The following is an 11,676-nucleotide window of genomic DNA, read 5'->3' as shown; positions in this document are numbered from 1 at the left end:
ACGGGGTCAGTTTCCATGGAAATGACCCGGGTCAAACACGGCCTTAGCGCAAGCAACATCCACCTCAACGGCCGCCGTCATTGCCCCTAGGAACCGCAACTCTCGGGCGCTAAGGTCTGCGGAACCGCGAATGCTGCTGCTCGCATTCTCTGTCTCGTTCAGCGCTTCTGCGTCGCTTCGTACACAGCCTTACGACTTCGGCGCCGGCACAGCTGACGTGGCTTACGTCACTAGGCCGGGCCGCAGCCGGGCGGTCCACTGCCCTCTCATCAGGAGAGGTTCATGTTCCCCAACTCGTTCTACATCTGTCCCGAAGATGTCTTCCGCCTCGGCAACGCAGGCAGCCCAAGGCTCAGCAACATCAGACCACGCGATGTCGATCTGACGAAGGTGAACGACATCGTTGTGGTCATCGCGAACAACGCCGGCGTCAGCGTGTTCAACGAGCAAGGACTGGCCGAGCGAGACATGAGCGGCTGGGTCTGGCAGTTCAACGCCGCCACGCCGATGCCTCAAGGGCTGAAGCTCGTTCACGATCGCCCCGGCCACTACTCGATTGCACCGACGGTTAACATGCCGCTCGATAAGTACAAGGGGTTGCTGGAGGAGCTTGGGATGAAGGCGTTCCGTGTGTTCTTCAAGCAAGGCAAACAAGCATGAAATCGCTGACGTTGGACCTGACGCGCTGGGAGGCGCACTGCATTCTGGAAGCGCTCACAGAGCTCGACGCCAAGTGGGCGAGCATTTGCCAGACTTCCAAGGATGAGGATGAGGTTGCCGACTATGGCAACGATCTGATCGAGCTCCGCCTGACCCTAAAGTCAGTCAAGGAACAGGCGATCGCCGCTTTTGGTCCTGGCGTAGCGAACTTCGATCGAACACCGCTGTAAGTAGCCGGCGTCGATCGCGATAGTTCGCGCCCTGGCGCCCGGAAAATCCCCCGAATCTCGAAGCTCGTCAGCTGGCTTCCGGATGTCGTGTGATGATGGCGATGCGCCCTCAACGGAGATTCCCGAGGCGCATTTCGGTATGAAGCGGAGGCCCGGCGATGGACGAAGACTGGACGGCCGATATCGATGCTGAGCCGCTGAAGTCAGGGCTGTTCGCACCTGTGCTCGTTCTTGTTCCCCCGGCCGATGTGGGCCCACCGCTTCGAAGAGTGCTTCCCGGCGAGTACCCCTCAGCGGAGCACGCCAAGTTCGCGGCGTTGGATGCATTCGCAGAAATGACGTTGCGCTGATAGCGCCATGCCAGTCGGGATACACACCTCGTCTGCTGACGAAGATGCGGCGTGGGTTCATGCGATGAGGCAAGACCTGCTGGCCAACATCGAGCCGACGTCTAGGGTTCTCATTCAAGTCCGGTTGCGCCGGCATCATGGCACGGCGTTGCGCCACCTGCTCCCGAGCTTCAATCAGATCATTTCGCACGCCGCAACTGCTCGATCGTTGGCCGTGATACCGGCCACCGCCTGTTCTGAGTGGGCGTACCCAGTACTCGCCGGCAGGCCGCAACGATCCTGGTCGTGCCGGCCTCCCTTGACCAACGCTTCCGGCATTGAGTGCCTCCGCTGGAGCGGTTCAGCGCTACTGGTGGTAACCGCCACCCACATCGCGTCGTTACAGGAGTCGCCCAAGGCCGTTCGTCACCAAGGACTCTCTAGCTCTTGCAGGGCGAGTACCGCTTCAGGCTGAAAGCGGACATCTTCGGCACACCATAGCGACTGCGTTCAAGCAAAGTGGAAGACGGTCTCGCTACAGGTCGCTTGGCCTGAAGCTGAGACTCGAAGATCGGCAAGCGGTGCCGCCGCGTGACCGACATCCGCTCGCAATTGGCGTAGCATCACATCCGGCCGATCAATTGGTCGCGGTCCTATTTCGCGACTCACAGCCACGCCTCCCCCCGACTGTCATGGGTCAGGGCCTTCCCCTTACGAAAGCGCCGATGTGACCCAGCAGGTCTTCCCCATCGTGGGCATTGGCGCGTCTGCTGGCGGCTTGGATGCGCTGAGCGAATTGCTCGCCCATTTGCCCCAGGACGCGGGGATGGCGGTGCTCGTGGTGCAGCACCTCGACCGCGCTTATCCCAGCCTGCTTACGGAAATTCTTGCCAAGCGCACGCCGCTCCCCGTGTCCGAGGCAACGGATGGGCAACCGGTCGAAGAGAACCATGTCTACGTCATCCCGCCTGACACGACCATGTCGGTGGCGGAGCGTCGTCTCGTGCTCCAGCCTCGTGGCAAGAGCCTCGGACCGCCCATGCCGATCGATGACATGCTCGAATCCTTGGCCAAGGACCTGGGTAGCAAAGCCATTGGCGTCATCCTATCGGGCAGCGGCACCGATGGCGCAATCGGCATGCAGAAGATCAAAGGCTGCGGTGGCATCGGCTTTGCGCAGGATGACGACTCAGCTCGGTTCACTAGCATGCCCCGCGCTGCGGTGGAATTGGGCGGTGTCGACCTCACACTGCCTCCGGCGCAAATTGCCACGGTACTGGCGCGCCTGGCGCGCAACCCCTTCCTCGATGCCCAGGCGCTCATCACTGACGAATCCGCAGGCTCGCGCGACGGCGCTCATTTGGACCGGGTCATACGTCGCTTGAGCACCGTATGCCACATCGATTTCACCCACTACAAGCGAGGCACGATTGAGCGGCGCTTGGCGCGACGCTTGGCCTTGCACGGACTGGACGACTTAAAAGCCTACCTGCCGCTGCTGGAGTCCGACCCGGGCGAGGCGCATACGTTGTGCCGTGATCTGCTGATCCGCTACACGGAGTTCTTCCGCGACCCCGACGCCTTCGCGGCGCTGGCAGACACCGCCTTGCCAAGGTTGTTGCAGCACGTGGAGTCCGCACGCCCCCTGCGCATCTGGGTACCTGGTTGCGCCACCGGCGAAGAGGTCTACACGATCGCGATCTGTGTGTTGGAGTATCTAGCCGAACACTCGCCTGATCGAGAGGTTCAGATCTTTGGCACCGATATCAGCGAAGAGTCGCTGGCTGTGGCACGTAGCGGCCGCTACGTCGAGAACATCGCCCGCAACGTGAGCCCCGAGCGATTGGCTCGCTTTTTCATTCAGGATGGCGATCACTATCGAGTCTCGAAACGGCTGCGCGACTGTTGCACCTTCGCGCGGCAAAACGTCGCATACGACCCTCCGTTCTCGCGTATCGACCTGATCAGCTGTCGCAATCTGCTGATCTATCTCGATCCCATACTTCAAAAGCGCGTCATGACGGCCTTCCACTTCGCGCTTCAGAGCGATGGCCTGTTGATGCTCGGCCTCTCGGAGAGCGTTGGTGTCTATTCCGAACTCTTCATCGCGCTGGACGGAAAGCGTTCCAAGCTGTTCCTGAAGCGTTCGGTGCCGCATCGCGTCCTCGCTGCGATCACCAGGCCCGAGCAGCCGTCGACCAAGGAGCCGCCCAGCCCGCGCCAGGCAGAGAGTTCTTCCACCCCGGATCGCGATGGACTTCGGCGCGAGATCGACCGCGTCTCGATCGCACGGTTCACGCCTCCGTGCGTACTGTGTGACGATGACCTCAACGTGCTGGAATTCCGTGGCGACACCAGCGCGTTCTTGACACTTCCCCCAGGGGTTCCAACGCTGCAGCTCCGACGTCTGGCGCGCCCCGGCGTCTTTGGCGCGGTCAACGAGGCCTTGCGTGCTGCTCGAGCCGAATCCGTGCCGGTGCGGCGGACTGGACTGCGGGTGGAAACGGGTCCTGGCCAACTGCGTGACGTTGAGATCGAGGTCGTTCCGCTCTATCCCAGCGGGCAGGAGCCGCGCTGGTTCTTGGTTTTCTTTCTTCTCTCTCCGGAGGTCGCGCCGCAGCTCGGCCCTGACCTTCAGCGGGGAATTGCTCAAACAGTTAGGGCCGCAGTGATTGCGCGTCTAGGGAGCGGCTCCGCTCGACGCAACGACGCGGATCGCAGTGAAATTCGGCGCCTAACCGACGAGTTGCACGCAACGCGCGAGCAGACTCGCATGACGCTCGAGGAGCATGATCGCGCCATGGAAGAGCTCAGGGCGATGGAGGAAGAGACACAGTCGAGCAACATGGAGCTGCAGGGCACCAACGAGGAACTGGAGACTGCTAAGGAAGAGCTTCAGTCCCTGAACGAAGAGCTCGCCACGACCAACGACGAGCTGCGTGTCCGCAACCGGGAGCTCAAGGTCCTGCACGACGAGGTATCGCAAAGCCGCGACTTTGCCAACGCGATCATCGAGACCATGCCCCAGCCGCTGCTGGTGCTGACGCCCGATCTGCGCGTCACGCGCGCCAACCAGGCCTTCTACGCGTGCTATGAGACCAGCCCGCGAGAGACGATTGACGGAAAGCTGTATGAGCTGGGCAACGGGCAATGGGACATCCCTGCCCTGCGAGACTTGCTGGAGACCTTGGTTCCTCGACACACGAAGGTGCGCGACTACGAGGTCAGCGCGGTGTTCCCCCACATCGGGGCGCGCACGGTCAAGGTCAACGCGGCTCGCGTCGCCTGGCCAGACCGCACGCTCATCCTCATGTCGATCGACGACGTCACGACCAAGCATCGTGCGTTCGACCGGCTGACCCAGGCGGACCGGCAAAAGGATGAGTTCCTGGCGATGCTTGCGCACGAGCTGCGCAACCCGATGGCAGCGATGACCAACGCGATGCATCTGTGGCGACATGAGGGTGCCGATGATGCGACGAAGCACAAGGCGGTGGCGACCATCGAACGGCAATTGCGCAATCAGGTCCGGATGGTGGACGACCTCCTGGACGTCTCGCGAATCAGTCGTGGGATGGTGTCCTTGCACATGGAGCGTGTGGACCTGGGGCAGATCGTTCAGCAGGCGCATGAGGCCCTGCGCTTGCCCATCGAGGCCCGGCGTCACGAGGTCACGTTGAGCCTGCCTTCGACGCCGATCCTCGTCGAGGGGGATGCGGTGCGTCTGGAGCAAGTCGTTGCGAACCTGATAGGCAATGCGATCAAGTACACCCCGGCCGGAGGCCTCATCCACGTCTCCTTGCAGCGCGGAGACCAGGATGCCGTGCTCACCATCACGGATAACGGCATCGGCATGACCGAGGCATTCCAGGCGGAACTCTTCACTGTGTTTGTCCAGGCGGACCGCTCGGTGGGTCAGAACATGGGTGGTCTGGGGATCGGACTGGCAGTGGTGCGCCGGCTCGTCGAGTTGCACGGTGGCCAAGTCAATGCGTTCAGCTCGGGCTTGGCGCAGGGAAGCCGCTTCGTCGTCAGATTGCCGTACGCCACGGGCGAGGCGCAGGTGCTGGACTTGCCCACATGGTCGTCGACAGAGTTCCCGGCGAAGATTCGGCAACGCGTGCTCGTCGTCGACGACAACGTCGACGCGCGTGACAGCACGGCCGCATTGCTGATGTTGGAGGGGCACGACGTTCGGGTCGCCGACGACGGGCCATCCGCATTGGAGCAGGTGAAGGACTTTCAGCCGGACGCTGTTGTGCTCGACATTGCCCTGCCCGGAATCAACGGCTACGAGGTCTGCCGCGAACTTCGCGCGATGCAGGGTCATGCGGACACTCTGGTGATCGCGGTCAGCGGATACGGCCAGTTGGAAGACGTCGATCGCGGCCGGGAAGCGGGTGTGACCCACTATCTCACCAAGCCGGTCGATCCAGATCAGATCACGAGACTTCTGAGGGCGCGGACCTGATCGCATGCCAGAGCCGACATGCACGCTACACCGCCCCCCGCCTAGAGTCAGCCCACGGCTGGAATCAGATCCTGATCTCGCAGCATGACGGGCTCACGTGAGCCGCCTGCAATCCTGCTGCGCACCGCCTGCGCAAGTTCTTCTGCATGCCTTTGATAGGTGTCGAGCGGATCGTCCGTGGTGCTGAGTGGGCTGTAGCGGTAATGCAGAGTCTCCCTTCGCACTGAAGCACCCACGAAGTGCTCACCTATGTTCACCCAGAAGCGAACGGTGCCGGAAGAATGGTCGAAGAACGCGGCTGGCTTCATGAGGGCGTCGAGTTCGGATCAAGCGGGTGGAGCATCAACGCTGAAGATCCGCGGCACCGAGAACTCGCTGCCCACCAGGGCTCGGGCCAGGAGATAGTTGTGACGGGCAGCGTCGCTCAGGGCATTCATGTCCACCTCACCTTGAGCGCTGCACGGAAAACTGAAATCCGGTCCGCGATGCAAGGCCGAGAACACGAGCTCGTATCGGGAGGTCGACGCCGCGGGCCTATGTGGGTCCATATGTGCTTTGCGCTCTGCTGTTCGATTTCTCGTCCGCCCGAGCGCGAAGGCGAGTACAGGTCCCTGCTGGCGACGGCTACCGTGATGTGACATCGCAGGGCGAGTCGGAAGCGCCAGTCCTGCCGCCCATGAGCAGCTCGATGCGAAGCTCCCACATGCGTGCGGCGCCGGCGCACAGTCGCTCGTTTGCGCGCAACCATTTCCTCCAGTTCGGCGCGAACGCCAGATCGTCCTCACGAATCCAGACGAACGCCAACCAGGCGCGACGTTCCTCTTGCGAAAGGCGAGCATGTTCCTTGGTCGCGGACTCAAGTGCCAGCGGCATCCGGGACAAGGGTGCTGTCTCAAGATCAAGCATGGGCGTCTCTCATCGGGCGCGACGACGATCCGTGCAGCTGAGGCGCGGCATCCAGGGAACGCTTTGCGCGGACAAACAGCACGGGAACTGCGCTGTCTCGCAGCACCAGCTCGGCATCTCGCCCGAGCAGCAGCTTGCTGAGCTGGCGACGGCCATGGGTCCCGAGCACGATCAGGCAGCAACCGCGGCTGATCGCCTCCGCCACGATGATCGAAGCAGCGTTCGACTCAACGGTCTCGTGCAAGGCATACGACACGGCGAGCCCACGATCCTGCGCGGCCACGGCGGCTTTCGCGAGCAGTTCGTTGCCATACTCGCGAAGACTGTCGCGATGTTCCTTGAAGTCGCCCGCGGACTGCAGGAAGAGCGGCTCCACATCCACCACATGCAGGAGAACCAGGCGAGATTTCAATGCCGTGGCCAGGTCCAGCGCGAACGCGAGCCCCGCGTCAGCCGCCTGGCTTCCGTCGATGGGGACGAGGATTGATTCATGCATGGCGAATTCCTTCATGGTCAGCGCGAGCGCTGAGTCATCGGTCACGGCGAGCCTTCCCGGTCGATCCGCTTCATTGGCGTGGGAGCGCGGTCGCCCGCCCTCGCCCGTGAACGTGTCTTCCGCTCGCTCGCCGAAGGTGATCTGGGAGGCGAAGCCTGGGTCCTGATGCACGTGTGTCATGGCGGTCCCTGGTCACGCGCTTCGCCGCAGGCAGGTGACGAGCGCGGCATAGAGGGACACGTCGTTCGGGCCTTGCTGCCGGTACTCTGCCCAGACATCGGCCACGAATGACACTTGACTCAATACCATCGCGAGTACCCAGAACGCGACTCCCCAGCCGAACCAGCCTGTGGCCACGAGTACCGCGCCCAGCACTGCTAAAGGCGCCGCTGAGAAAATCAAGAAGGGGTTCATGTTCTGCTCCTCATGCGAAGACTGCCAACCAACAACGAGCGATCAACCGGCATGTGCGGGACCCATCTAGTAGGGTCTCTGCCCATATCCACGGTGCAGCGCCGTCTCGTAATCGCGATCGATCGTGCCGATATCTTGAAATCGCGGGCTGGCCCGCACCGCCTCGCGCTGGACGGTCAGGCGGATCTTCTTGGCTGCGAGATCCACCTCCGTGAGCCAATGGGGGCTGATCAGCACACGTGGCCCACCTTGCCACCATCCGGACGTATCGACGAGGAGGTAACGGAGCCTCCATGCGACATCGTCGTAGATGAGATCGACAACGCTGCCCATGCCTCTGCTCTCCGAGACCAACTCACATCGACACAGTTCCTCATCGGACACCAGCGGCAGGTTTCTCGAGCTCGGGGCCGGTTGCCCGTAGTGGAGCAACGTGGCGCGGGTCTGCTGCGCGGAGACGCCCTGCAGCGGATGCAAGGTGGGACTGGTCCTGACCGTGCGCTGATTGACATCCATGTGCATGCTTCTGCGTTGGATGGGCTGGAGCAGCAATGACGGCAGGATCAGCACCCAGCGGCCAAATAGCCAAGCCCCGGTTTCCACGACAAGGAAGCTGATGCGCCAATCGAAAGGGTCGATGAGAGCCTGTTGCACGGCCCCGATGTTTCCGTCGCTGCCCGTGACCGCGCATCGCCTCAGGAGACTCAGGCTGCTCAGACGCGCGGCGACATCCACCATCTATCGCCTCCCCACCCGCGGGCGCGCCGCGGGAGCAACCGGTATCGTCGGCGACGGGGGACGATCGGCCTCGGGAGGCCTTTCCTGCCTGGACTTATTCAGTTCCTTGTTGCCGTGTTGACGCTTCGTCATATCGAGTCCTTCATAAGTTTTAAGGCAGCGGGCGCGCACAATTTCACCCTTGGAGGGTGGGAAGCATTTATGCCCGTGACGAGCACAGGCTGCGCCGATTCCCACTCGTCGTCGGTGCGCCATCGCACGCAGCGGTCCGATGCCGGTTGCCACCTCCTTTCCTCATCGATCGGCTTTGACCGGGGCCGCTCAGATCGCTGGTCAACACCCAAAGGCGACTCACATGGTGTCCATGGAACTCGCGCGTCAGAACCTGCTCCTTGCCGCGCTGCCGGACGAGGAGCTGTCGCGATGGCTGCCTGATCTGGAAACGGTGCGTGCTCCTTTGGGTCAGGTGATCTACGAATCCGGAGCGCACCTGTCGCACGTCTACTTCCCAACGACCTGCATCGTGTCCCTGCTCTATGTCCTTGAGGACGGCGGTTCGGCCGAGATCTCGGTGGTCGGCTTCGAAGGCGTGGTGGGGGTGTCGCTCTTCATGGGCGGACAAACCACGCCCAGTCGGGGCGTCGTGCAAAGTGCCGGGGAGCTTCTGCGCCTGCGATCCGATCTGATGCTCGTGGAGTTCAACCGGGCGGGCCCTGTGATGCATCTGCTGCTGCGTTACACGCAAGCCCTGCTGACGCAGATGTCTCAGACAGCGGTGTGCAATCGGCATCACTCCTTGGATCAGCAGCTTTGCCGCTGGCTCCTGCTCAGCCTGGATCGGCTCGACGGGTCCGACCTCGTCATGACGCAAGATCTCATCGCCAACATGCTCGGGGTTCGGCGAGAGGGCGTCACGCAAGCGGCCGGCGATCTACAGGATGCGGGGTTGATCAGCTACCGCCGCGGCCATATCAAGGTGCTGAATCGTCCCGGCCTGGAGCGGCGCACGTGCGAGTGCTACGCAGTGGTCAAGAGCGAGTACGAGCGCCTGCTCAAACAGACGCTCGGGTAGCTGCAAGCGCTATCCTCGCCTCGTTGCTCATCCTCCCGATCACCAGCGGGACTAGTAACGAGCCGCGATGGCCGCATCGATGGCGTTCGAAACCGAGCGCGTCACAGCCTCTCGATCCGACTCATCGTCCGCACGGTGGGTGGTGCCTTCCAGTTCGAAGACTTGATCCAGGCGGTTGATCGTGGCGATCCATACGAGCAGCTTCCCACTCACGCTGAAGTCGACGCATGCCTTTGCCAGTCCTTGGGGCGACGCGGAAGTCCTGCACTCGTGCCGGAAATCGACAGTGTTGATGAGTCCCATCTCTTTCTCCTGATAGAAGTCCCTTGCGCGGACGGTTCGGACTCACTGAACTCCGATGGGAGCGCCGCAAGATCGCACTCTCTCGACGCCTGCCCCGTCCTTGTGAGCCCTCAGTCGAACCTCGCGTTCATCGCGATATTGAGGAATCGTCGGCCGTGCACGTAGCCGACGGCTCGGAGCTCGTTTCGTTAGTACGTCCGGTCGCGCAGAGCGGCCTCACTGACTGGCAAATGATCGCGACCCACCACATTCAGGCGTCACTCGTCGGAGTAACGCTGCGGGTCCAGCACATCGCGAATGCGGTCCAGCGTTTCGTTGTGTGGAACGGTCGGGAGCTCGATGAACAGGGCTCGTTGGGGTGGGGAGCGACACCGGACGACCGCTCGTCATCTGGGCGGCCTCAACATCTTGTGGACGCGACTCAACTCGCTTGAAGGGCCACGCATTCAAGCACGGACGGCGTGCGCGTGGCGCATTTGTTTTCGATGCCTGGGCTTGGATCGACGTTTGCCCTCTCCTTGGTTGAGGTCCTGAAAGAAGTGAAGCGAAGATGAAGCGCAGGTCGACAACTGGCAGCGTCTCGAACCGGCCGGGCCGCAAGGACGGGCTGCCCCCCGCTGAGCGCGCCGAACTCCGGCGCCAAGGAGCTAAGGCGGCAGTGCGTGGGGAAGAGGGCCATGTGAATCCGATGGACGAGCAGTCCAACCGCCCGTCGTCGACCGGTGAATGTCCGGATGTGTGGCAAAGCCGCAAGGACGCATGGCAGGAGGGACACGACGCTCAATCCAGGAACGACGAACGTGCGGAGGCGTTGCCGCCCAAACGGAACAGCAAAGATGAGCGCTGATCCCGAAAGCTCCGACAGGCTCGCTCAGATCAACCTGGACATTGAGGTCGCGGAGCGTCGACTCTCCGAGGTGCTGTCTCGGATTGCCCATGCGCGCAGCGAAGAGCGCTTGGGTGCGCTGCACTGGATGGTGGTCGAGAACGAGCGGCTGTACGCCGAGTTGCACGACCAGAACCTGCGCGCGGCGCGAGAGGCCGACTCAGCGCATGCGGCCCTCCAGGAGGCGATAAGGGCGGCAGAAACGGACCCATTAACCCAGCTACCCAACCGCATCGTCCTGTGGGACCGCCTCACCCATGAGATCGCCCTCGCCAAGCGCCATGCACTTCCCTTGGCGGTGCTGTTTCTTGACCTCGACGACTTCAAGATGACCAACGACCGGTTGGGCCACAAGGCGGGTGACCAGGTTCTGCAGCATGTCGCCAGCGTCTTGAAGTCGACACTTCGGGCGAGCGATACCGTGTGCCGCATCGGCGGCGACGAGTTCGTCATCGTCGCCGCGAACGTGGCGGGCGACGGTGTACTGGGTCTGATCAACAAGATCACGGCAGCCATCGCCGAGCCGTGGGAGCTGGCCGACGCCGTTCTAACGCAACGCGTGAGCATCGGCGCAAGTGGCTTCCCTGAAGACGGCGATCAAGCGGAGGATTTGGTCAGGAAGGCCGATGAGGCGATGTATCTGGCCAAGCTGGCTGACCGCGCCTGGGGCGTTGCCCTCAGCGGGTGCCCGCTCCTACCTCCGGCCCGGGTGGCACCCGATGAAACCCATTGATCCGCTGCTGCTCGCGGTGGTTCGGCTGAGCACTTCTCAAGATCGCCGTCCCTTGACGCGCGCCACTGGTTTTCTCTTGCGAGGAGGGGAAGCCGAAAGCGTCTTTCTCGTGACGTGCCGACATGTCTTCATCGATCCGCTCACGGGTCATTATCCCGACCGGGTGCAGATCGACCTCCACACCGACGCCAGCAATCTCGCAGCCACTACCAGCGCGGTCCTGCCCCTGTACGTGCAGGGCACTGCGGCATGGCGCCAAGGCCGGGATGCGGCGGGCGAGGTCGACGTGGCCACGCTGAAGCTGCATGCCGAACAGATGCCGCAAGCAGCGCTTTGGCATGTGTTTCCAGCGGAAGGTCCTTCCGAGCTGCCGCCGGAGGTCGGTTTGGGCACGCCCGTGCTGATCGTTGGCTTTCCGATGGGCTTTCACGACGAACT

Annotated in this window: 13 protein-coding genes and 1 pseudogene; 8 read left to right on the top strand and 6 right to left on the bottom strand. The window is 62.5% G+C overall.

The annotated features are described in order from the left end of the window. The first annotated feature begins 282 nt into the window (after positions 1–282). The 4 genes from MCHT01_RS25250 (at position 283) to MCHT01_RS25240 (ending at position 5,690) form a co-directional block, all read left to right on the top strand. Positions 283–660, top strand: a complete 378-nt coding sequence (locus tag MCHT01_RS25250) for a Tse2 family ADP-ribosyltransferase toxin (RefSeq protein WP_067070534.1) — start codon at positions 283–285, stop codon at positions 658–660. Next, the gene (locus tag MCHT01_RS25245; protein ID WP_067070532.1) at positions 657–890 is read left to right on the top strand and encodes a hypothetical protein; all 234 of its coding nucleotides are present in this window, start codon (positions 657–659) and stop codon (positions 888–890) included. The genes MCHT01_RS25250 and MCHT01_RS25245 overlap by 4 nt, the downstream gene beginning before the upstream one ends. 158 nt (positions 891–1,048) lie before the next feature. Beyond that, positions 1,049–1,240, top strand: coding sequence for a hypothetical protein (locus tag MCHT01_RS26575; RefSeq protein ID WP_148661734.1), 192 nt, complete (start codon positions 1,049–1,051; stop codon positions 1,238–1,240). A gap of 706 nt (positions 1,241–1,946) precedes the next feature. Beyond that, entirely contained in the window at positions 1,947–5,690 is a 3,744-nt protein-coding gene (locus tag MCHT01_RS25240) for a chemotaxis protein CheB (RefSeq protein ID WP_067070529.1), read from the top strand. Positions 5,691–5,737: 47 nt separating this feature from the next. On the opposite strand, the gene MCHT01_RS25920 is transcribed toward MCHT01_RS25240, so the two are convergent. From MCHT01_RS25920 to MCHT01_RS25225, 5 genes are all read right to left on the bottom strand, one after another. Next, positions 5,738–5,998 (bottom strand): DUF1488 family protein, encoded by a 261-nt coding sequence (locus tag MCHT01_RS25920; protein ID WP_084453345.1) that lies wholly within the window; start codon positions 5,996–5,998, stop codon positions 5,738–5,740. Positions 5,999–6,314: 316 nt separating this feature from the next. Further along, positions 6,315–6,596: a hypothetical protein gene (locus MCHT01_RS26570; protein ID WP_148661733.1), complete on the bottom strand. Its 282-nt coding sequence runs from the start codon at positions 6,594–6,596 to the stop codon at positions 6,315–6,317. Continuing rightward, positions 6,589–7,272: a universal stress protein gene (locus MCHT01_RS25235; protein WP_067070526.1), complete on the bottom strand. Its 684-nt coding sequence runs from the start codon at positions 7,270–7,272 to the stop codon at positions 6,589–6,591. The genes MCHT01_RS26570 and MCHT01_RS25235 overlap by 8 nt, the downstream gene beginning before the upstream one ends. Before the next feature lie 12 nt (positions 7,273–7,284). Next, complete coding sequence (locus tag MCHT01_RS25230; RefSeq protein ID WP_067070524.1) at positions 7,285–7,506, bottom strand: hypothetical protein; 222 nt, start codon at positions 7,504–7,506, stop codon at positions 7,285–7,287. 66 nt (positions 7,507–7,572) lie between these two features. Then, positions 7,573–8,244 (bottom strand): PRC-barrel domain-containing protein, encoded by a 672-nt coding sequence (locus tag MCHT01_RS25225; protein WP_067070521.1) that lies wholly within the window; start codon positions 8,242–8,244, stop codon positions 7,573–7,575. A 355-nt stretch (positions 8,245–8,599) separates the two neighbouring features. Between MCHT01_RS25225 and MCHT01_RS25220 the strand changes: the two genes are divergently transcribed. Next, positions 8,600–9,316: a Crp/Fnr family transcriptional regulator gene (locus MCHT01_RS25220; RefSeq protein ID WP_218017949.1), complete on the top strand. Its 717-nt coding sequence runs from the start codon at positions 8,600–8,602 to the stop codon at positions 9,314–9,316. Between the two features lie 51 nt (positions 9,317–9,367). On the opposite strand, the gene MCHT01_RS25215 is transcribed toward MCHT01_RS25220, so the two are convergent. Next, positions 9,368–9,619: a hypothetical protein gene (locus MCHT01_RS25215; RefSeq protein WP_067070518.1), complete on the bottom strand. Its 252-nt coding sequence runs from the start codon at positions 9,617–9,619 to the stop codon at positions 9,368–9,370. Between the two features lie 550 nt (positions 9,620–10,169). On the opposite strand from MCHT01_RS25215, the gene MCHT01_RS27960 reads away from it, so the two are divergent. The 3 genes and pseudogenes from MCHT01_RS27960 to MCHT01_RS26565 all read left to right on the top strand — a co-directional run. Beyond that, positions 10,170–10,466 carry a CrpP-related protein gene (locus MCHT01_RS27960; protein WP_169806215.1) on the top strand — a complete coding sequence of 99 codons (297 nt, stop codon included), beginning with the start codon at positions 10,170–10,172 and terminating at the stop codon, positions 10,464–10,466. Then, entirely contained in the window at positions 10,456–11,238 is a 783-nt protein-coding gene (locus MCHT01_RS25210) for a GGDEF domain-containing protein (protein WP_067070515.1), read from the top strand. The genes MCHT01_RS27960 and MCHT01_RS25210 overlap by 11 nt, the downstream gene beginning before the upstream one ends. After that, positions 11,225–11,676 (top strand): annotated as a pseudogene (locus MCHT01_RS26565) (serine protease); the annotation flags it as partial. The gene MCHT01_RS25210 and the pseudogene MCHT01_RS26565, both read left to right, overlap by 14 nt.

Origin of the sequence: Mitsuaria chitosanitabida ATCC BAA-476 = NBRC 102408 (assembly GCF_001598255.1) — a bacterium.
GTDB classification, from domain to species: Bacteria; Pseudomonadota; Gammaproteobacteria; order Burkholderiales; family Burkholderiaceae_C; genus Roseateles; species Roseateles chitosanitabidus.
This window is presented reverse-complemented; position numbering and strand designations above follow the sequence as displayed.